This is a genomic window from Nonomuraea endophytica (genome assembly GCF_014203235.1).
GTDB classification, from domain to species: Bacteria; Actinomycetota; Actinomycetes; order Streptosporangiales; family Streptosporangiaceae; genus Nonomuraea; species Nonomuraea endophytica.
Genome location: NZ_JACHIN010000016.1, coordinates 164,222 through 184,777, shown reverse-complemented (window position 1 = coordinate 184,777; position 20,556 = coordinate 164,222). Strand labels below are relative to the sequence as shown.

Annotated in this window: 15 protein-coding genes; 5 read left to right on the top strand and 10 right to left on the bottom strand. The window is 71.0% G+C overall.

The annotated features are described in order from the left end of the window. Position 1: 1 nt before the first annotated feature. Positions 2-529, bottom strand: coding sequence for a hypothetical protein (locus HNR40_RS43465; RefSeq protein WP_184972268.1), 528 nt, complete (start codon positions 527-529; stop codon positions 2-4). A gap of 88 nt (positions 530-617) precedes the next feature. Here HNR40_RS43465 and HNR40_RS43460 point away from each other — a divergent pair, with 88 nt between their 5' ends. Further along, positions 618-2,312 (top strand): 5'-methylthioadenosine/S-adenosylhomocysteine nucleosidase, encoded by a 1,695-nt coding sequence (locus tag HNR40_RS43460; RefSeq protein ID WP_184972266.1) that lies wholly within the window; start codon positions 618-620, stop codon positions 2,310-2,312. Here the strand turns inward: HNR40_RS43460 and HNR40_RS43455 are convergent. Beyond that, complete coding sequence (locus HNR40_RS43455; protein ID WP_312896749.1) at positions 2,287-4,911, bottom strand: helix-turn-helix transcriptional regulator; 2,625 nt, start codon at positions 4,909-4,911, stop codon at positions 2,287-2,289. The two genes, HNR40_RS43460 and HNR40_RS43455, sit on opposite strands and share 26 nt — an antisense overlap. A 67-nt stretch (positions 4,912-4,978) precedes the next feature. Between HNR40_RS43455 and HNR40_RS43450 the strand changes: the two genes are divergently transcribed. Further along, a complete protein-coding gene (locus tag HNR40_RS43450) occupies positions 4,979-6,070 on the top strand; it encodes an epoxide hydrolase family protein (RefSeq protein WP_184972262.1) in 1,092 nt (363 codons plus the stop codon). Here HNR40_RS43450 and HNR40_RS43445 read toward each other — a convergent pair. Further along, positions 6,067-7,857, bottom strand: coding sequence for an APC family permease (locus HNR40_RS43445; RefSeq protein ID WP_246510303.1), 1,791 nt, complete (start codon positions 7,855-7,857; stop codon positions 6,067-6,069). The two genes, HNR40_RS43450 and HNR40_RS43445, sit on opposite strands and share 4 nt — an antisense overlap. A gap of 419 nt (positions 7,858-8,276) precedes the next feature. On the opposite strand from HNR40_RS43445, the gene HNR40_RS43435 reads away from it, so the two are divergent. Together HNR40_RS43435 and lysA are read left to right on the top strand one after the other, a co-directional pair. Then, a complete protein-coding gene (locus tag HNR40_RS43435) occupies positions 8,277-8,528 on the top strand; it encodes an SAV_915 family protein (protein WP_184972258.1) in 252 nt (83 codons plus the stop codon). Beyond that, positions 8,528-9,844 (top strand): diaminopimelate decarboxylase, encoded by a 1,317-nt coding sequence (lysA, locus tag HNR40_RS43430; protein WP_184972256.1) that lies wholly within the window; start codon positions 8,528-8,530, stop codon positions 9,842-9,844. Before HNR40_RS43435 ends, lysA begins: the two co-directional genes overlap by 1 nt. A 210-nt stretch (positions 9,845-10,054) precedes the next feature. Here lysA and HNR40_RS43425 read toward each other — a convergent pair whose 3' ends face one another. The 7 genes from HNR40_RS43425 to HNR40_RS43390 all read right to left on the bottom strand — a co-directional run bounded on the left by HNR40_RS43425 (position 10,055) and on the right by HNR40_RS43390 (position 19,229). After that, complete coding sequence (locus tag HNR40_RS43425) at positions 10,055-10,723, bottom strand: response regulator (RefSeq protein WP_184972255.1); 669 nt, start codon at positions 10,721-10,723, stop codon at positions 10,055-10,057. After that, positions 10,720-13,260, bottom strand: a complete 2,541-nt coding sequence (locus HNR40_RS43420) for a DUF4118 domain-containing protein (protein ID WP_184972253.1) — start codon at positions 13,258-13,260, stop codon at positions 10,720-10,722. The genes HNR40_RS43425 and HNR40_RS43420 overlap by 4 nt, the downstream gene beginning before the upstream one ends. 3 nt (positions 13,261-13,263) lie before the next feature. After that, entirely contained in the window at positions 13,264-14,118 is an 855-nt protein-coding gene (locus tag HNR40_RS43415) for a potassium-transporting ATPase subunit C (protein WP_184972251.1), read from the bottom strand. Further along, positions 14,119-16,224, bottom strand: coding sequence for a potassium-transporting ATPase subunit KdpB (gene kdpB / locus HNR40_RS43410; RefSeq protein WP_184972249.1), 2,106 nt, complete (start codon positions 16,222-16,224; stop codon positions 14,119-14,121). Next, positions 16,221-17,867: a potassium-transporting ATPase subunit KdpA gene (kdpA, locus tag HNR40_RS43405; protein WP_184972247.1), complete on the bottom strand. Its 1,647-nt coding sequence runs from the start codon at positions 17,865-17,867 to the stop codon at positions 16,221-16,223. Before kdpA ends, kdpB begins: the two co-directional genes overlap by 4 nt. Continuing rightward, positions 17,867-17,956 carry a K(+)-transporting ATPase subunit F gene (gene kdpF / locus HNR40_RS57615; RefSeq protein WP_184972245.1) on the bottom strand — a complete coding sequence of 30 codons (90 nt, stop codon included), beginning with the start codon at positions 17,954-17,956 and terminating at the stop codon, positions 17,867-17,869. The genes kdpA and kdpF overlap by 1 nt, the downstream gene beginning before the upstream one ends. Before the next feature lie 328 nt (positions 17,957-18,284). After that, positions 18,285-19,229, bottom strand: a complete 945-nt coding sequence (locus HNR40_RS43390; RefSeq protein ID WP_184972243.1) for a slipin family protein — start codon at positions 19,227-19,229, stop codon at positions 18,285-18,287. Positions 19,230-19,561: 332 nt separating this feature from the next. On the opposite strand from HNR40_RS43390, the gene HNR40_RS43385 reads away from it, so the two are divergent. Further along, a complete protein-coding gene (locus HNR40_RS43385) occupies positions 19,562-20,539 on the top strand; it encodes an endonuclease/exonuclease/phosphatase family protein (protein WP_246510301.1) in 978 nt (325 codons plus the stop codon). Positions 20,540-20,556 lie beyond the last annotated feature (17 nt).

Sequence of the window (20,556 nt, the reverse complement as noted above, 5' to 3'; positions counted from 1 at the left end):
ATCAGACTTGCCCACTCATGGTGTTTCGGATGAAATGCGCGGCCAGGACGAGGGTTCCGCTCCCCTCGACCGCGATGAGCATCATGAGGCCGGCGGAGTGCGGGGCGTTCATCCAGGCCGCCGAGAGTGCTATGAAGGCGGTGAGGCAGAACAGCGTGAGGTCCACGGCGAGCTGGAGGATCTTGCGTTGCCCCCGGCGCGCGTCGACGCGGTGGCGGTGTTCCCAGGTGAATACGCCGTCGGCCGGGTGGCCGAGCCGCACCAGCTCGGGCGTGATCGCGTGCTGGATGTGCCGTCCGATGGCGGTGATGCGGTCGTCGTTGATGAGATAGGTCCAGCCGAGGATCATGCAGACCGGCGGGAGCAGGGTGAGCATGGCGGACGCGCCCGTCTCGATGGCCCCCGCGATCACCAGGGCGAACGCGCCGAGCGAGGTGTAGACGAGGTTGTCGCGGGTGGAGATGCGCAGCCGCTGCTCTTCTTTGAGGTGCTCGTACTCCAGGAGCAGCAGGCCCGAGTCGTCCCGCATGCAGCCTCCCTCCCGTTTTAGGTCAGTTCGACTATAAAGACTGCCGTACGATAAGGTCAAGGTGACCTTTAAGGTGGAGGGTGAGCCGATGACGTGGTGGCAGGGCGAGGACGGGTCCCCGCGCGACCTGGTGGTCGTGCTGACGGCGCTGCCCCTGGAGGCCGACGCGGTCCGCCGCCTGATGCGCGACGTGGAACGCCGCGTGCACCCGTCGGGCACGGTGTTCAGCGTCGGGGAGCTGCCGGGCGTGCGTACCAAAGTGGTGCTCGGGATCACCGGTGAGGGCACCAAGGAGGCGGCGGTCATCACCGAGCGGGCGATCGAGACGTTCCGGCCCGCCGCCGTGCTGCTGGTGGGCGTGGCCGGGGCGCTCAAGGACAGCGTCGGGCTCGGCGACGTCGTGGTGGCCAAGCGTGTGCACTGCTACTCCGGCGGCAAGGAGACGGCAGAGACGTTCAAGTCCCGGCCGCGTACGTGGGACGCGGCGCACCGGCTCCTCATGCTCACCTACGACCTCGACGTCGACTGGCCGGACGAGCCGCCGAAGGTGCATCACAAGCCGATCGCCTCCGGCGACACGCTGCTGACCAGCAGGCGCGGCCCGCTCGCCGCCATGCTGGACGAGCGCTTCGAGGACGCCGTGGCCATCGAGATGGAGGGCGCGGGCGTGGCCATCGGCGCGCACCTGCGCGAGACCAACGCGCTGGCCATCCGGGGCATCAGCGACCGCGCCGACGAGCACAAGCAGGCGGCCGACGCGGGCGGCTCGCAGGAGCGCGCCGCCGCCAACGCCGCCGCCTTCGCCGTCGCCCTCATCGCCGCCTACGCCGCCACGCTCAAGAAGGTCAAGAAGGCCAAGCCGGTGCCCGGCCACCCCGGCGGGGAGATCCTGGCCGCCAGGCTCGCCGGCTCGGTCACCAGCCTGTGCTTCGGCCCCGGCCGTACGCTGCTGGCCGCCGCGCTGAGCGGCCCGATCCGCCGCTGGCGGCTCGACGACGGCGAGGAACTGCCCCCGATCCACACCGCCACCTGGATGCCGCCGCGCTACGGCGTGCGCGTGGCCGCCTCCCCCGGCGGCGGCCCGGTCGTGGTCCGCGACGGCTACCGGTTACGCGCCCTGCAACCGGACGAGCCGGACCACCCACCGGTCGAGCTGGGCAGCGTCACCTACCCCGGAGAGCTCTACTTCGCCAGCACCGCCTCCTACGCGCTGCTGTCCTGGGCCACGATCTTCCGCCTCCGCTCGACGGCGACCGGCGCCGACCTGCTCTCCTTCACCGCCGTGGCCGCCTCGATCTCGGCCGACGAGAGCACGCTGGCCGTCGCGAAGGGCCTGGTCAGCGGCGGCAGGCACGTCCAGGTCTACCGGCTGAGGCCCGGCCAGGACCCGGTGCCGACCGGGCCGCCGATCGAGCTGCACCAGGCGGCCGGCATGGCCCTGCAGATCGCGCTGTCCCCCGACGGCACCCTGCTCGGCGGCATGACCGCGCGCTGGGCAGGCGTCTTCGACGTCGAGCGCGGCGTGCCGATCATGCCGAGGTCCGGCGGCGGTGACCTGTGGAGCCAGTTCTTCCCCGAGGCGATGAGCCTGGTGTGCACCCCGCGCGGGCGGCTGCTGCACATGAGCAAGGGCCGGGTGCTCCAGCTCGACGTCAACAGCCGCGACGACGCGCCGTTCCTGCCCGGCGGCGGCGGGTACCGGCGCCTGGTCATGAGCCCGGACGGGCTGCTGGCCACCGGCGACGCGGCCGGCTGGGTCAGGGTGCGTCCCTGGCAGGACTGAACTCCGACAGCGCGGCCAGTTCGGTGCGCGAGCTCACGCCCAGCTTGGGGAAGGCCTTGTAGAGGTGCTGGCCCACGGTCCGCGGGCTGAGGAAGAGCCGGGCGGCGATGTCCCTGTTGGCCAGCCCCTGCGCCGCGAGCTGCACGATCTGCCGCTCCTGCGGAGTGAGCGCGGCCAGCGGGTCGCGCGCGCCGGAGCGCGAGGTGGTCCATCCGGCCGCGTCGAGCTCGGCCCTGGCCCGCGCCGACCACGGGTGGGCGCCGAGCCGCTCGAAGGTCTGCAGCGCCGAGGTCAGCGGCGGGCGGGCGTCCACCCGGCGGCGGGCCCGCCGCAGCCACTCGCCGTAGAGCAACTGGGTGCGCGCCTGCTCGAACGGGCGGGTGCGCAGCTTGAGCGCGGTCGTGAAGTGCTCCTCCGCCGGCTCGACCAGGGCGCGGCAGCGGGCGGCGAGCGCGTGCGCCCACGGCTGGTCGAGGATGGCCGTCCACTCGGCGAACCTGGCCAGCGGCTCGACCGCCCGGGTCGGCCGGCCGCAGCGCACCGCCGCCTCCACCAGGTCGGGGACGACGCGCATGGCGGAGATCTGGTTGCGGGCCCTGCCGTACAGGAGGTCCTCGAAGACGAGCAGGGCCGCCTCGGCGCGGCCGAGACCGAGGTCCAGCAGCGCCCGCGCCTCGCCGAAGCCCGCGCACGCGCTCTCGTCGCCCTCGATCGCGCCCAGGTAGGCCAGCAGCGCACCGGCCTGCGTCGCCCACTGCGGCTGGGCGGTGTCGCGGGCGATCCGCACCGCCTCGCCGGCGTGCGCGCGGGCGTCGGCGTGCCAGCCGAGCGCGAGCTGGGTGCCGGCGAGGTACGTCAGGGACTGCGGCAGCAGGCCGACCCGGCTCTCCTCCCTGGCCTGGGCGGTGGCCCTGGTGGCCAGGTCGTGGGTCTGCCGATCCGGCTGGGCCAGGCCGAGCGCGCCGACCAGCAGCAGGCCGCGCCGGTCGAGCTCGGCCAGCTCGCGCGCGGCCGCCACCACCTCGGGCAGCGGCGGCAGCCCTTCAGGGGGACGGCGCAGCGCGAGCGCGGCGAACCACCGGCACAGCAGGTAAACAGGCGTCACTGGGTCGTCATCCGGCAGCCGCAGGCCGGCGAGCTGCCGGTCGGTCCTGGCGGCCATGTCGCGGTCACCGTCGAGCCAGACCAGCGAGGAGGCGTCGAGCAGCAGCCAGGCCGCCGCCTGCGGATCGTCGTCGGCGAGGCGGTCGATGCCGATCGACAGCTGCGCGTGGGCGCTCGGCAGCAGTCCCATGCCGTAGTCGGCGCAGGCGCGCACCCGGATCAGGCGGGCGGCCAGCTCCGGGTCGGCGTAGGCGCCGGTGGCGTGCTCGGCGATGGCGCGGGCGTGGTCGAATCGCCCGCCGTACTCGGCCGCCTCGGCGGCGAGCGTGAGCCGCCTGGCGCGGTCGTGCGCGTCGGCGCTGAGCTCGGCGGCTCGCTGGTAGGCGGCGGAGGCGGCCGCTCCGCCGCCGCGCTCGGCCGCGCGCTTGGCCGTGCCTTCCAGCTCGTCGGCGAGCTTCTGGTCGGGCGCGGTCGCGGCGGCCGCCTGGTGCCAGGCCCGCCGGTCGGCGTCGCGCGGGTCGGTCAGGGCTCCGGCCAGGGCAGCGTGTACGGCCAGCCGTACCTCGTCACCGGCGGCGCCCTGAACGGCGGCCCGCACGAGCGGATGCCGGAACCCCAGGCGGCGCCCCTCGATCGTGACCAGCCCGCTCTCCCTGATCGCCGCCAGGTCGGCGGCGGTGCCGCCCAGTTCGCGCCCGGCGGCCAGCACGACGTCGAGCTGGCCGGTGCCGTCGAGGGCGGCGACGGTCAGCAGCGTCCTGGCGGCGGCGGGCAGCGCGCCGGCCCGGTGCTGGAACGCCTCCTGCAGCCGCCCGGTCAGCGGGTGCAGGCCGAGCGACTTGGGCAGCTCGACGAGGGCCAGCGGGTTGCCGCCCGCTTCGGCGAGCACACGATGGCGCAGCTCGGACGGCAGGTGGCCGGCGGTGGCGTCGAGCAGCCCGGCGGCGTCGGCGGGCAGTAGGGCGCCGAGCCGGACCTCGGGCAGTCCGGGCGCGGGGAAGCCGGGCTCGCGGGCGGCGAACAGGAGGATGACGCCGTCGGCGTCCAGCCGCCTGGCGGCCACGAGCAGCGCGTCGGCGGAGGCGTGGTCGAGCCAGTGGGCGTCGTCGACCAGGCAGAGCAGGCCGCCGTCCGCGGCCAGTTCCGACAGCAGGGACAGCACGCCGAGCCCGACGAGGAAGCGGTCGGCGGCGGCCGGACCGAGGCCGAAGGCGCCGCGCAGCGCGTCGGCCTGCGGCGGCGGCAGGTACGGCAGGTGCCCGAGCACGGGCTGCAACAGCAGGTGCAACCCTGCGTAGGGCAGTTCGGCCTCGGCCTCGACACCCGCGCCGCGCAGCACCCGCATCGGCCCGGCGACGGAGGCGGCGTGGTCGAGGAGTGAGGTCTTGCCGATGCCGGGGTCGCCGCGCAGCACCAGAGCGCCGCCGGCGCCCTCGCGGGCGTCTGACAGCAACTGGCTCAACGCGGCCTGCTCGCCGTCGCGCCCCCACAGCACGTGTCGCAGCCTATTACCTATGAGATGACTCATTCACCACATTTCGCCCGAGTACTACTGTCGCGGCATGACGCCTTTCCGGATCGACATCCCGCAAGAAGACCTTGATGACCTGCGCGAACGACTGCTTCGCACGCGCTGGTCCCCCGAGCTGCCCGGCGCCGGCTGGGCACGCGGCGTACCCGTCGACTACCTCAAGGGCCTGGCCGACTACTGGGCCAACGACTTCGACTGGCGCAAGGCCGAGGCCGAGCTCAACCAGTGGCCGCAGTACCGGACCGAGATCAGCGGCCAGACGGTGCACTTCCGGCACATCCGCGCCGAGCGCGAGGACGCGCTGCCGCTGCTGCTCCTGCACGACAACCCCGGCGGCGTCATCGGCCTGCTGGACGTCCTCACCCCGCTCTCGCGCGACTTCCACATCGTCGCGCCGACCATGCCGGGCTTCGGCTTCTCCACGCCCGTCGCCAGCACCGGCTGGACGGTCCCGCGCACGGCCGGGGTGTTCGCGGAGCTGATGGCGAGCCTCGGCTACAAGCGCTACGGCGCCCACGGCGGAGGCGGCGGCGCCAACCTGTCCATGGAGCTCGGCCGCCAGGTGCCCGAGCGGCTGGCCGGGATCCACGTCAACGCCTACGTCACGATCCCGGCCGGGGAACTGCCCGAGCTGAACGAGGACGAGCAGCGGCGACTGGGCCTCATCCAGCACTTCATGCAGGACGGGATGGGCTTCAACATCATCATGACCACCCGGCCGCAGACCATCTCGCACGGCCTGCACGACTCACCGGTCGGCCAGGCCGCGTGGATCGTGGAGAAGTTCAAGGAGTGGACCGACGGCAGCGCCGAACTGCCCGAGGACGCCTTCTCCCGCGACCGCATCCTGACCGAGGTCAGCACCCAATGGTTCACCGGCACTCAGGGCTCGATCTCGCAGAGCTACCGCGACGTCTCCGAGGACCCGAACGCCTGGGGCCCGAAGGCGCCGGTCACGGTGCCGACCGCCTTCGCGGTGGCGGCCAGCGACGTGACCGTACGCAGCCTGGCCGAGCAGGAGACGAACGTGACCCGGTGGACCGAGTTCGACCGCGGCGGCGCGTACCTGGCGCTGGAGCAGCCGGACCTGCTCATCTCCGACCTCCGCGCGTTCTTCGGCTAGACGTACTGGCCCTCGACCGGCTCGGTCAGGCGGAAGCGCATCCTGCACACCACCGCGTCGGTGCGTTTGCGCAGCGCCCTGGCCAGGACGGCACCGCGCTGGTTCTGCAGCAGCCGCTGCCAGGCGTGCTCAGGCTCCACCTCGGCGATCAGCACGAACACGTGCGCCTCCGGCACCTGCTTGAGGTAGGTGACCAGCGGGTCGTCGAGGCGGCGCCGGGCGTCGAAGAGCTGGACCAGCTCGACGTCCGGGTGCCAGAGCTCCCAGTCGGCGACGAAGCGGCGGGCGGCGCCCTCGTCCTCGGGGTGGGCGATGTTGACGGCCACCACGCGGTCGCCGAGCGAGAGGGCGGCGGCCAGCGCGTCGCGGCTGAGCCGGTTGACCGCGTGGACCGGCACCACGACCAGTGAGCGGCGCGGGCGCGGCGGGGCGGGCGTGCGGCCGAGTTCGAGGCGCTCGCCGATCCGCGTGTACGAGCGGTTGACCCACGTCATCGCCGCCACCATCAGCGGCAGCGCGACCACGATGAGCCAGCCGCCCTCGGTGAACTTCGAGACCGTCACCACGATCGCGGCCACGAACGTCAGCAGGGCGCCGAAACCGTTCAGCGCCACCCGCCACTGCCAGCCCGACGGCCGCTCGGCCAGCCAGTGGCGGACCATGCCGGTCTGGGAGAGCGTGAAGCCGACGAAGACGCCGATGGCGAACAGGGGCACCAGCAGGTTCATGTCGCCCTGGGCGGCGACCAGCAGGACGGCGCTGGTGACGGTGAGGAAGGCGATGCCGTACCGGTGGACGTGCCGGTCGGCGCGCAGCGCGAACAGGTGCGGCAGGTTGTTGTCGGCGGCCAGCAGCTGGGCCAGCACGGGCAGGCCGCCGAAGGAGGTGTTGGCGGCCAGCGCGAGCAGCACGACCGTGGAGAACTGCACCAGGTAGAACAGCCACCCGTCGCCCAGCGCCGCCTGCGTGACCTGCGCCAGCACGGTCACGCCCTCGACCGGGGCGATCGAGAACTTCTCGATCAGCGCCGCGATGCCGATCAGCATGACGGCCAGCAGCCCGCCCAGCACGACCTCGGCGTTCTGCGCCCGCTTGACCCTGGGCTGCTTGAAGGACGGCACCGCGTTGGCGATGGCCTCGACGCCGGTCAGCGACGCGCAGCCGTTGGCGAACGCCTTCAGCAGCAGGAGCAGACCGACCGTCTGCAGGCCCGTGGCGGTGTGGCCGGGGTCGACGGCGGCCTCGCCGCGGACCAGCCCGGCCACGATCACCAGCATGATCGAGCCGATGTAGATCACCGTGGGCACGATGAACGCGCGGGCGCTGTGGGCGATGCCCTTGAGGTTGATCGCGGTAATGAGCGCCAGCACGCCCAGGCACAGCCACACGGTGTACGGCAGCAGCCCGGGGAAGGCCGAGGTGAGCGCGGCGACGCCGGCCGCCACGGAGACGGCCACGTTGAGCACGTAGTCGATGATGAGCGAGGCCCCGGCCACCAGGCCGGCCCGGCGGCCCAGGTAGGCCTTGGCCACGCCGTACGCACCGCCGCCCTGGGGAAAGGCGGCGATGACCTGCCGATAGGAGAAGGTCAGCACGGCCAGCAGCGCCGCGATGGTCAGCGTGACCGGGATGGTGAACCCGAGGCCGGCGCCGCCGGCGAGGGCCAGGACGAGCACGATCGCCTCGGGACCATAGGCGACCGACGCCATCGCGTCCAGCGACAGCGCGGCCAGCCCACCGATGACGCTCAGCCTGTGGCGGTCACCGGGGGCTTGAACTGCGGACATCGAAGCCCTCCAGAAGGGGGATGACGGCCCCATGGTCGGCCCCGGCACGTCGGCGGCCACGTGCCTGGGCAACTCGTCGACGGCCATCAGAACTTCCCCGGGTGCCGGATGGCGAGGAGGAGGTATGCGAGCAGGGCCACCACGATCAGCAGCCCCACGAGGTTTTCGAGACTCACGCGCTCATGGCAGCCTTCCCGGCGCGGGCCGCACAACCCCCCTTTACGGGATCATCACGACATTCCCCTTGATTACTTCGCCTTGTTGACGCCACACCGGCTCCCCGGAGGCCGATGTCAACCAGGCGTCATCGTTGCGGCCGAACGCGTCTGGATCCCGTAGCGAAGCGGCCACCGGGGGCCTTCTCCGGCCTAGCGTCACATTCGTACGACTTCTCCCAGGAGGATCACGAAATGTCAGACGTGCCGCTATTTGTCCCGGTCCACCAGGGCCGGTTCAGCTCTTCGCTCCGGCTGTTCCGCACGGCCGCGGGCAGGCGTACGGCGGTGGCCTTCAGCTCGCCGCTGCGCGTGGCCGCGGTGCTGGGCAGCGAGCAGGCGTGGGTACGGCTCACCGAGCCCGCCCTGCGCGGCATGCTCCGCGACCTCGACGTCACCGGCGTCGTCGTCGACCCCGCCGGGGTCATGGCCCGCGCCACCGCCGGAGCGGCCTGATGTGCGCGCTCGGACAGGACCTCGCCACGACCACGGAGACCCCTCCCGCCGAGAACCCCTGGCCGTCGACCACGCTCTTCCGCGAGGACGGCGACGCCACGACGGCCGGCGTCTCCCTCGTGGAGATCGCCCGCCTCTACGGCACCCCCGCCTACGTCGTGGACGAGGCCGACGTGCGCCGCCGCTGCCGCGAGTACGCCGACGCGCTGCCCGAGGGCACCGTCGCCTACGCGGCCAAGGCCTTCCTGTGCCGGGCTATGGCCGGCTGGGTCCGCGAGGAGGGGCTCAGCCTGGACGTCTGCTCGGGCGGCGAACTGGCCATCGCCCGCTCCGTCGGCTTCCCCGCCGAGCGCATCATCTTCCACGGCAACGCCAAGACGCCCAGGGAACTGCACGACGCGGTGGAGGGCGGCGTCGGCCGCCTCGTGATCGACAACCTCGCCGAAGTGCACCGGGTCGCGGCGCTGGTCCCTGAGGGGCGCCGGCAGAAGATCCTCATCCGCGTCGTCCCGGACACCGGCGACGCCGTGCCCAGCCAGAAGTTCGGGCTGTCCATCGCCACCGGCGAGGCGGGCGTGGCGGTCGCGCGGGTCCTCGCCCAGCCCGAGCTGGAGCTCGTGGGCCTGCACTGCCACCTCGGCTCGCAGATCGACTCGGCGCGGCCGTACGAGGAGGCGGTGCGGGCGCTGGCCGAGCAGCTCGCGCTCATCCGCGACGCGCACGGCGTGGTCCTGCCCGAGCTGGACCTCGGCGGCGGCCAGGCGATCGCCTACCTGGACTCCGAGCGCGGGCTCGACCCCCGCTCGTTCGCCGCGGCGCTCACCGCCGCGCTGGAGGAGCGCTGCGCCGGGCTGGGCCTGCCGGTGCCGCGGCTGATCGTGGAGCCCGGCCGGTCCATCAGCGGCCCGGCGGGGATGACGCTCTACCGCGTCATCGCGGTCAAGCGCGGCGGCGGGCGCGTGTTCGTCGCGGTCGACGGCGGGATGAGCGACAACCCCCGCCCCTCCCTGTACGGCGCGCGCTACACCGTCAAGATGGTCGGCCGGCGCTCCCGCGAGGCGGCCCGCCCGGCCACGGTCGTCGGCCACCACTGCGAGACCGGCGACGTCCTGGCAGAGGACGTCCCGCTGCCCGCCGACGTGCGCCCCGGCGACCTGCTCGCCGTGGCCGCCACCGGCGCCTACCACCACTCGATGGCCTCCACCTACAACGCGACCGGGCGGCTGCCCGTCATCGCGGTGTCGGCCCGGCGGGCCCGTCTGGTCGTCAGGCGCGAGGAGCCGGACGATCTGTTCCTGCGTGAAGTGGGGCTCTGATGGGCATACCGGATTATCTACCCACCCGTGTCGGAAGGAGCATGATGCGGTCGCAGAAGCCGCGCCCCGAAACGCTTGGGCTCCTCGTACTGATCGCCGTCGCCGCGGTGATCACCCTCCTTGTGGAGGTTCTTCCCTAGTAACACCGAAGCCGCGCTCGTGAGTTCACGAGCGCGGCTTCTTCGTGTTCGGGGCGTGTTCAGGGCGTGTTCAGGGCTGGAAACGGTAACCCATGCCGGGTTCGGTGATCAGGTGCGCGGGGTGGGCGGCGTCGGGCTCCAGCTTGCGGCGCAACTGGGCCATGTACTGACGCAGGTAGTGGGTCTCCTTGACGTACTTCACACCCCAGACCTCGGTGAGGATCTGCCGCTGGCTGACCAGCTTGCCGGGGTTGCGCAGCAGAAGCTCGAGTATGTGCCACTCTGTGGGCGTCAGCCGTACCTCGCCGGAGATGGTTTTGCTGGTCAGGTCGACGAGGTGCTCGCCCACCTTGACGCGGGCCAGTTCCGACTCGTGCAGCGTGGTGCGGCGGGTGACCGCCCTGATGCGGGCCAGCAGCTCGTCGATGCCGAAGGGCTTGGTGACGTAGTCGTCGGCGCCCGCGTCCAGGGCGTCGACCTTGTCCTGGTTGCCGGCCCGGCCGGACAGGACGATGATCGGGACGGTGGTCCAGCCGCGCAGGCCGTGGATCACGTCCACGCCGTCCAGGTCGGGCAGCCCCAGGTCCAGGATGACCAGGTCGGGGTGCCAGTCGGCGGCCTCGCGCAGGGCCGAGCCGCCGTCGTGGGCCACCGCCACGTCGTAGTGGCGGGCGACCAGGTTGATGCGCAGCGCCCGCAGGATCTGCGGCTCGTCGTCGACGACGAGGATCCTGGTCATGCCGTCAGCTCCTTGATGGGCATCGTGAGGATCATGGTGAGACCTCCCCCTGGTGTCTCGTCGGGGACCAGAGTGCCGCCCATCGCCTCGGCCAGGCCCCGGGAGAGAGCCAGGCCCAGGCCGACACCGGTGTGGTTGTCGCGGTCACCCAGTCGTTGGAAAGGCAGGAAAACACGGTCGTGGGCATCGGGCGGGATGCCGGGACCGCGGTCGATCACCCGGATCTCCACGTGGTCGCCGTGCCAGCTCCCGGTGATGATCACCTTCTTGTCGGGCGGGCTGTAGCGGACCGCGTTGGACATCAGGTTGACCAGCACACGTTCGAGCAGCGTGGGATCGGCGATGATCTCGGGCAGTTCGATGGAGATGTCGCCCTCTACCCGCTCGCGCAGCGGGCCCAGGTCGTCGACGGCCCGCGGCACCACCTCCTCCAGCGCCACCGCCTGCAGGCCGACGCCGAGCACCCCGGCCTGCAGCCGGCTCATGTCGAGCAGGTTCGCCACCAGGCGGTCGAGGCGGGCCAGCGACTCATCGGCGGTGGCCAGCAGCTCGCTGCGGTCCTCCGGGCTCCAGTCGATCTCGTCGCTGCGCAGGCTCTCCACCGCCGCCTTCGCCGAGGCCAGCGGAGTACGCAGGTCGTGGCTGACCGCGGCCAGCAGCGCGGTACGCATCTTGTCCGCCTCGGCCAGCGGCTTGGCCTGCCCGGCCTCCTCCTCCAGCCGCTGCTGGCGCAGCGCCACCGCGATCTCCGCGGCGAACGACTCCAGCACCCGCCGGTCGGAGGCGTCCAGCAGCCCGCCCCGCGCGGCGAGCACGAGGTCCTCCTCGATCACCACGTCGGTGTCGCCGCCTGACGGCGTCGTGCACGGCGTGCCGCCGGTCGTGGCGATGATGCGCCAGGCCGCCGGGTCGGTGTGGTCGTCGGGCGCCCTGCCGGTGTCCGGCAGGCGTTCGAGCAGCGTGACCGAGGTCAGCCCGAACGTCTCCCGGACCCGCACCAGCAGCTCCGAGACCGCGGACTCGCCGCGCAGCACGTGCCCGGCCAGCGTCGAGAGCAGCTCCGCGTCCGCGCTCGCGCGCGCCGCCTCCCTCGTACGGCGGGCCGCCAGATCCACGATCGTGGACACGGCCGCGGCCACCAGCACGAACACGATGAGCGCGAAGAGGTTCTCCGGATCGCTGATCGTGAACTCGTTTATCGGCGGCGTGAAGAAGAAGTTGAGCAGCAACGACCCGCCCACCGCCGCCGTGATCGCCGGCCACATGCCGCCGATCAGCGCCACCCCGACGGTCATGACCAGGAAGAACAGGATCTCGCTCGGCAGCGACAGGTCATCGCGGAACGGGATGAGCCCCGCCGTCAGCAACGGCATGCCCAGCACCGCCGCCAGCCAGCCGATCAGCCGCCGGGTGCGGGTGAGCGCCGCTCTGGTGCGTTGCGGGCGGCGGCGGCCCTTCTTCGCCTCCTCGTGCGTGATCATGTGCACGTCGATGGAGCCGGACAGCGCCGTGGTGTCCACGCCGACGCCGCGCGAGAAGATCTGCGCGAACCTGCCGCGCCGGGAGGCGCCGAGCACCAGCTGGGTGGCGTTGACGCCGCGGGCGAAGTCGAGCAGCGCGCGCGGGATGTCGTCGCCGACCACCTGGTGATAGGTGCCGCCCATGCTCTCGACCAGGGTCCGCTGCCTGGCCAGGCTGGCCGGATCGCCGCTGGACAGGCCGTCGGCCCTGGTCACGTGGACCGCGAGCAGGTCGGCGCCCTTGGTGCGGGCGGCGATGCGGGCGGCCCGCCGTACCAGAGTGTCGCCTTCTGGACCGCCGGTCAGGCAGACGACGACACGCTCGCGCGCCTCCCAGGTGCCCTTGATGCCGTGGTCGCTGCGATAGCGGTCGAGTTGTTCATCGACTTTTCCCGCGACCCACAGCAAGGCCAGCTCGCGCAGGGCGGTGAGGTTGCCGACTCTGAAGTAGTTGGACAAGGCGGCATCGACCTTCTCCGGGGCGTAGATGTTGCCGTGAGCCATCCGGCGGCGCAGGGCCTCCGGTGACATGTCGACCAGCTCGATCTGTGTGGCACGGCGAACCACCTCGTCGGGGACGGTCTCCCGCTGCGGGATGCCGGTGATCTGCTGGACGACGTCGTTGAGCGACTCCAGGTGCTGCACGTTCACGGTGGAGATGACGCTGATGCCGGCGTCGAGGATCTCCTCGATGTCCTGCCAGCGCTTGGCGTTCCTGGAGCCGGGGACATTGGTGTGCGCCAGCTCGTCGATGAGCGCGATCTTCGGCGCGCGTTCCAGGATGGCGTCCACGTCGAGCTCGGTGAAGGTGGCCCCCCGGTGGACCATCATCTTGCGGGGGATCACCTCCAGCCCGTCCAGGAGGTCCTCGGTGTTGGGACGGCCGTGGGTCTCGACGAGACCCACGACCACGTCCCTGCCTCGCTCCAGCGCCCGGCGGCCTTCACCCAGCATCGCGAAGGTCTTCCCCACCCCTGGTGCGGCGCCCAGGTAGACCCTCAGCCGGCCGCGCGGCATGCCCTACTCCTTGTCGAGTGCCAGGTTGAGCATGAGCACGTTCACTCCTGGCTCGCCCATGAAGCCGAGCGCGCGGCCGGTGGTGTTGTCGGCGATCAGCTTCCTGACCGCCTCGACCGGCTTGCCGCGCTCCTTGGCCACGCGGGCCGCCTGCAGCTGCGCGTAGGCGACCGAGATGTGCGGGTCCAGGCCGGACCCGCTGGCGGTGACCGCGTCCGCGGGCACCTTCACGTCCGTGACGTTCCCGCGCACCGGCACGGTACGGCCGGCCGCGTAGTCCTCACCGGGTTTGCCGCACTCGACCTTGACGCCCTGGAACTCGGCGACGAAGGGCTGGGCTGGGCAGGCCTGGTTGACGCTGACCGCGCGGGTCGGCGTGCCGATGGCCGGGAAGACCTTCAGCACGGCGCCGACGCCGTCGGGGGCGCAGAACGGCCGGGCGCCGCTGACGCCCTCCAGCTCGCCGATCGCCTTGGAACGGGCGCAGACCTGGGTGAGCAGCGACTGCTTGCCTTCCTTGGCGGCGTCGTCGGCGCCGTTCGGGTCGGGAAGCACGTCCAGGACGTCCTCGGGGCCGAGGTTGCTGGCGGCGGTGGACAGCATGTCGTAGCCGTCACCGGCCGCCGACGGGCGGCTCTGGAAGTACTTCTTGACGGGATTGCCGTCAGCGTCGGTGAACTTCTGGCCGATCAGCTCGCTGCCCTTGTCGGTCATCGAGCCGTTGGCCTTGTGGTTGAACACGGCCTGCGCTACCCCGGTCACCAGGAGCGGGTAGATCGCGCCGGTGACCAGCGTCAGGACGATGACCGCGCGGACAGCCGCGAGGTGCTGGCGGATCCAGCTGGGCAGACGTTCCATTTATGACATCCCCGGAAGGAACTGGATGAGGAGATCAATGATCTTGATCCCGATGAAGGGGGCGACGATGCCGCCCAGGCCGTAGACGTAGAGGTTGCGGCTGAGCAGCTTGGACGCGCTGGACGGCCGGTAGCGGACGCCACGCAGGGCCAGCGGGATCAGCGCCACGATGATGATCGCGTTGAAGATGACCGCGGACAGGATCGCCGATTGCGGGCTGGCCAGGCGCATGATGTTCAGCGTGTCCAGGCCCGGATAGACCGCCGCGAACATCGCGGGAATGATCGCGAAGTACTTGGCGATGTCGTTGGCGATCGAGAACGTGGTCAGCGCGCCTCGGGTGATGAGGAGCTGCTTGCCGATCTCGACGATCTCGATGAGCTTGGTCGGGTTGGAGTCGAGGTCGACCATGTTGCCGGCTTCCTTGGCGGCACTGGTCCCGGTGTTCATGGCCACGCCGACGTCCGACTGCGCGAGCGCGGGGGCGTCGTTGGTGCCGTCACCGGTCATGGCGACCAGCCGGCCGCCCTCCTGTTCCTTCTTGATCAGCGCGAGCTTGTCCTCGGGCGTCGCCTCCGCCAGGAAGTCGTCCACGCCGGCCTCGTCCGCGATCGCCTTGGCGGTCAGCGGGTTGTCGCCGGTGATCATGACGGTGCGGATGCCCATGCGGCGCATCTCGTCGAAACGCTCGCGCATGCCCGACTTGACGACGTCCTTGAGGTGGATGACGCCCAGGACGCGGCCCTTCTCGGCCACCACCAGCGGGGTGCCGCCGCTGGCCGAGATGCCGTCCACGATGTGGCCGACCTCGTCGGTCGGGTGACCGCCGCCGTCGCGTACCCACTTCATGACCGCGGTTGCCGCGCCCTTGCGGACCTCCCGGCCGACAGAGCCCGATACGCCCGGGTCCGGCGCCATGTCGACGCCGGACATGCGGGTCTGGGCGGTGAACGGCACCCAGGCCGCGTTGTGCACGTCCCGCTCGCGCAGGCCGTACCTCTCCTTGGCGAAGACCACGATGGAACGGCCCTCAGGCGTCTCGTCGGCGAGGCTGGACAGCTGCGCCGCCTCGGCCAGGTCCTGCTCGGTGACGCCGGCGACCGGGACGAACTCCGACGCCTGCCGGTTGCCCAGCGTGATCGTGCCCGTCTTGTCCAGCAGCAGCGTGGACACGTCGCCCGCGGCCTCGACCGCACGGCCCGACATGGCCAGCACGTTGCGCTGGACCAGGCGGTCCATTCCGGCGATGCCGATCGCCGACAGCAGCGCGCCGATCGTGGTCGGGATGAGGCAGACCAGCAGCGAGACCAGCACGATTCCGCTGACGCCGTCGCCGGTCAGGGCGAGGGAGTCGGGGATGCCGGGGTTCTGGCCCTTGGCCCAGATCGCCATCGGCTGCATGGTGATGGTCGCGACCAGGAAGATGATCGTGAGCGCGGCCAGCAGGATGTTCAGCGCGATCTCGTTGGGCGTCTTCTGCCGGTTGGCGCCCTCGACGAGGGCGATCATCCGGTCGATGAAGCTCTCGCCGGGCTTCTGGGTGATCTGGACGACGATCCGGTCCGACAGCACCTTGGTGCCGCCGGTGACCGCCGAGCGGTCGCCGCCGGACTCGCGGATGACCGGGGCGGACTCGCCGGTGATGGCCGACTCGTCCACCGAGGCGATGCCCTCGATCACGTCGCCGTCGCCGGGGATGATCTCCCCGGCCTCGACGACCACGACGTCACCCTGCTGGAGCTGTGTCGCCGGGACCGTCTCGCCCGACCGCCTGCGCGCCACCGTGTCGGTCTTGGCCTTGCGCAGCGTGGCCGCCTGGGCCTTGCCACGTCCCTCCGCGACCGCCTCGGCCAGGTTGGCGAAGACCACCGTCAGCCAGAGCCACACCACGATCGCCCAGGCGAAGAAGGAAGGCTCCAGGACCGCCAGGACCGTCGTGAAGACCGCGCCGATCTCCACGATCAGCATCACCGGGTTACGCCACAGCGTGACCGGGTTCAGCTTCTTCAACGCGTCCGGCAGGGACCGCACCATCTGCTGGGGATCGAGCAGGCCCCCACCGACCCTGCCGGTGCTCTTGGGGGTCTCGACCGTCTGGGTCGTCATGACAGGAGTCCTTCTGCGAGCGGCCCCAGCGCGAGCGCCGGGAGGAAAGTCAGGGCGACGAGGATGATCGTCACGCCGACGACCATGCCGACGAACTGCGGACGGTGCGTCGGCAGCGTGCCGGCCGTCTCCGGAACCGGCGTCTGCTTGGCCAGCGAACCGGCCAGGGCCAGCACGAAGACGATCGGCAGGAAGCGGCCGAACAGCATGCACAGGCCGAGCGCCACGTCATACCACGGGGTGTTGACGGTGACGCCGCCGAAGGCCGAGCCGTTGTTGTTCGAGGCGCTGGTGAAGGCGTAGAGGATCTCCGAGAAGCCGTGCGGCCCGCTGTTCAGCATCGCCGCCAGGCCCGCCTCGTTGCCCATGGCCAGCGCGGTGCCGACCAGCACGAGGATCGGGGTGACCAGGAAGTACATCGAGGCCAGCTTGATCTCGCGGGCGCCGATCTTCTTGCCCAGGTACTCGGGCGTGCGCCCCACCATCAGGCCGGCCACGAACACGGTGATCACCGCGAGGATGAGCATGCCGTACAGGCCCGCGCCGACGCCGCCGGGGGCGACCTCGCCGAGCATCATGTTGAACAGCGTCATCATGCCGCCGAACGGCGTGTAGGAGTCGTGGAAGGAGTCCACGGCGCCGGTGCTGGTCAGCGTGGTGGCCGCGCCGAACGTGGCGGAGTTGGCGACGCCGAACCTGACGTCCTTGCCCTCCAGCGCCGCGCCGATCGCCTGCGGGACGGTGGCGTCGCCGGCCAGCTCGAAGACGTTGGTCAGCGTGACGCTGAACAGCGCGATGACGCCCATGACGGCGAGGATCGCGTAGCCCTGGCGGATCTGGCCGACCATCTTGCCGAAGGTGCGCGGGAGCGCGAACGGGATCAGCAGGATGAGGAAGATCTCGAACCAGTTGGTCCAGCCGGTGGCGTTCTCGAACGGGTGCGCCGAGTTGGTGTTGTAGAAACCGCCGCCGTTGGTGCCGAGCTCCTTGATGACCTCCTGGCTGGCCACGGGGCCGCCGGTCATGTTCGTCGGACCGGTCAGGCCGGCGATCTCGTGCGGGCCGATGAAGTTCTGCACCAGGCCGCCGGCCACCAGGACGAGCGCGCCGACGAAGGCGATCGGCAGCAGGATGCGGATGGTGCCGCGCACCAGGTCCACCCAGAAGTTGCCGAGGGTGTCGGTGCCCCTGCGGGCGAACCCGCGGACCAGCGTGATCGCGACGGCCATGCCGACCGCGGCCGAGACGAAGTTCTGCACGGCCAGGCCGGACATCTGGACCAGGTGGCCCATCGTCGACTCGCCTGAGTACGCCTGCCAGTTCGTGTTGGTGACGAAGCTGACGGCGGTGTTCCAGGCGATGTGGTCGGGGACCGGGTCGAAGCCCAGGCTCAGGAAGAGCTTGTCCTGGAGGCGCTGCAGGCCGTACAGCACAAGGAGGGAGATGACCGAGAACGCGAGAAGGCTGCGCGCGTAGACGGCCCAGCGCATTTCGGAGTCCGCCTGGACGCCGAGCAGCCTGTAGATGAAACGCTCGACCACGTTGTGCTTGACGCTCGTGTACACGCGGTACATGTAGTCGCCCAGCGGCTTGTGCGTGATGACGAGCGCGAGGACGAGGGAGGCGATGAAGATCCAGCCCACTAGAACCGCTCCGGGAACAGCAGGGCCGCGACCATGAAGATCACCAGGCCGACGGCCACGACAAGGCCGGTGGCATTGATCGCGCTCACAGGCGCTCCACCGCCTTCACCACTAGCCCCAGGATCACGAACAACGCGATCGTCAGGGCGACGAAGATGACGTCGGCCATCCCCACTCCTCAGCTCCGGAAAGTTGCTTGCTCCGTAAGCAAAGCGGGGGATTTATGCGTTTTTGCCGTTCTTGACGGGTTCCATACGCCCACAAGCCGCCTTTTGACACGATCCCGACGACCGCGCTCCAAGACGCCGTATTAACCCCCCGTCACCGCGCCTCTTCCCCTTACTGCCAACCACCCCACGGCGCCGTTACGGCAGGCCTCCGCCCCCACCCCCCGCCGATCCGGGTGCCGCCCGATCGTCAGGCGCTTCTCACGTCGGACGTGGTTCTCGCCGCCACGACGTCCGGCTGGCCGGTTCCCGCGGCCTCGGGCGCGCGCCGCGGTCCCTCGTCGAGCGCGGGCCGCTCGCTCTCGCCGACCGCCCGGGGTCCCTCGGCCGCGTTCTCCGGCTCCTTGGCTGTGTCCTGCTGCGCCGCAGGTGTCGCGGTCTGGGCGGCCTTGTCGAAGAAGCGGAGCAGTTCCACCGGCAGCGGCATGATCAGCGTGGAGTTCTTCTCCGCCGCCACCTCCACCACCGTCTGCAGCAGGCGCAACTGCAGCGCGCCCGGCGTCTGGGACATGATGCCCGAGGCGTCGGCCAGCTTCTGGGCTGCCTGCAGTTCACCGTCGGCCACGATCACCCGGGACCGCCGTTCGCGTTCGGCCTCGGCCTGGCGCGACATCGAGCGCTTCATCGACTCCGGCAGCTGAACGTCCTTGATCTCCACCCGGTCGATGTGGATGCCCCACCCCAGCGCCGGGCTGTCGATCATCAGGGCCAGGCCCCGGTGCAGTTCCTCGCGGTTGGACAGCAGGTCGTCCAGTTCGCTCTTGCCGATGATGTTGCGCAGCGAGGTCTGGGCCACCTGCTCGATCGCGAACAGGTAGTTCTGCACCTCGATCGAGGCCCGCATCGGGTCCTGGACGCGGAAGTAGACGACGGCGTCCACGCGGACCGAGACGTTGTCGCGGGTGATGCCCTCCTGCGTCGGGATGGGCATCGTGACGATCTGGACGTTGACCTTCGTCATCCTGTCCACGAGCGGGATCAGGACCCTGAGCCCCGGCTGCCGTACCCTCGGCTGCGCCCGGCCGAGGCGGAAGACCACCCCGCGTTCCACCTGGTTGACGACCCTGAACCCGGTCACCAGGAGCAGCATGACGATGAACGCGGCGAGCCCCAGCAGGATGATGGTGGTTTCCATGGCAGTGTCCCTTCCTCTTCGAGGCTAGATCCGTCTTCGCGCCACGGAAAGAGCCACGACCAGGGCACCCAGCAGGAGCGGACCGGCCATCACACCCTCCTCACCCGATTCGGCGGCCGAGGCGGCTCGGTCGACCGGTCCCCGGGTGTCTGGCCTCCGGGTGCCTGGTCGATTGGGGGTTGCCCGACGGGCCGGGGTCGGAGGGTCCGCCGGGCTCAGAGGGAGTAATGGTTGTCCGTATATCGCAATTGTGTAACGGGAAATAATGTCCGGATGGGGACGGGTCAACGGCTGCGCTGCTGCGCCGGGACAGTTTAAGGTTCAGGCAAACCTTGAGAACTGACGGGCGGGTGGCCTTGGACACGACCACGGAGCCGGTGACGAAGAAGCGGCGCCCGCGCCTGATGTCGTGGCTGGTGGCGGGGCTTCTGGCGGGCTGGGCGCTGGTCCGGCTGACGGGTCTGGAGGCGGGCTGGCCGCTCACCCAGCTGATGACGCTGACCCACTTCGGGGCGGTGCTGGCGCTGCTCTCGGCGACGGTCCTGTTCTTCCGCGACCGGCTGGCCGCGCTGGTCGCCCTGGTCGCCGCCGCCGCGATGGTCGCCGTGATCGTGCCCAGGGTCGTGTCGGATCCGGCTGCGGACGGCGGGACCGCGCTGCGCGTGCTGTCGTCGAACCTGTTCGGACGGGCCGACCCCGCGGCGGTCGTGGACATGGTCACGCGCCTTGACGTGGACGTGCTCAGCGCACTGGAGCTCCGACCCGGCCAGGTCGCCCTGCTGGAGGCGGCGGGGCTGGGGCGGCTGCTGCCGTACACGGTGCTGGAGGAGGCGGAGGGGCCGGCCGGCAGTGGCATCTACTCGCGCTACCCACTGACCAAGATCGACGGGTTGTTCACTCCGGTCGGGCACAACATGCCGGCGGCCAGGGTGGCGCTGCCGTCCGGGCCGGTCGAGGTGGTGGCGGTGCATCCGAATCCGCCGCTGCCCCGCCTCTACGACGAATGGAACGTTTCACTGGCGGCGCTGCCCGATGCCGCGCCGGGGCGGATCCTCGCGGGCGACTTCAACGCCAGCCTCGACCACCACGCCTTCCGCGCCCTGCTGGACCGGGGCTATACCGACGCCGCCGCCCAGGTGGGCAAGGGGCTGGTGCCGACATGGCCGCGCGGCCGGGCGATCCCGCCGATCATCACGATCGACCACATCCTGGTCGATCGTTCTATCGGCGTGCGCCGGGTGGAGGTCCTCGACGTGCCCGGCACGGACCACCGGGCGGTCTTCGCGGAACTTCGGATCGGACGACCGTAACCCCTAGTTTCACGTGT

Excerpts from the sequence above, each read along its gene's own strand:
- HNR40_RS43465 (WP_184972268.1), bottom strand. The coding sequence starts at position 529 with ATGCGGGACGACTCGGGCCTGCTGCTCCTGGAGTACGAGCACCTCAAA.
- HNR40_RS43460 (WP_184972266.1), top strand. The coding sequence starts at position 618 with ATGACGTGGTGGCAGGGCGAGGACGGGTCCCCGCGCGACCTGGTGGTC.
- HNR40_RS43450 (WP_184972262.1), top strand. The coding sequence starts at position 4,979 with ATGACGCCTTTCCGGATCGACATCCCGCAAGAAGACCTTGATGACCTG.
- HNR40_RS43445 (WP_246510303.1), bottom strand. The coding sequence starts at position 7,857 with ATGTCCGCAGTTCAAGCCCCCGGTGACCGCCACAGGCTGAGCGTCATC.
- lysA (WP_184972256.1), top strand. The coding sequence starts at position 8,528 with ATGTGCGCGCTCGGACAGGACCTCGCCACGACCACGGAGACCCCTCCC.
- HNR40_RS43425 (WP_184972255.1), bottom strand. The coding sequence starts at position 10,723 with ATGACCAGGATCCTCGTCGTCGACGACGAGCCGCAGATCCTGCGGGCG.
- HNR40_RS43420 (WP_184972253.1), bottom strand. The coding sequence starts at position 13,260 with ATGCCGCGCGGCCGGCTGAGGGTCTACCTGGGCGCCGCACCAGGGGTG.
- HNR40_RS43415 (WP_184972251.1), bottom strand. The coding sequence starts at position 14,118 with ATGGAACGTCTGCCCAGCTGGATCCGCCAGCACCTCGCGGCTGTCCGC.
- kdpB (WP_184972249.1), bottom strand. The coding sequence starts at position 16,224 with ATGACGACCCAGACGGTCGAGACCCCCAAGAGCACCGGCAGGGTCGGT.
- HNR40_RS43390 (WP_184972243.1), bottom strand. The coding sequence starts at position 19,229 with ATGGAAACCACCATCATCCTGCTGGGGCTCGCCGCGTTCATCGTCATG.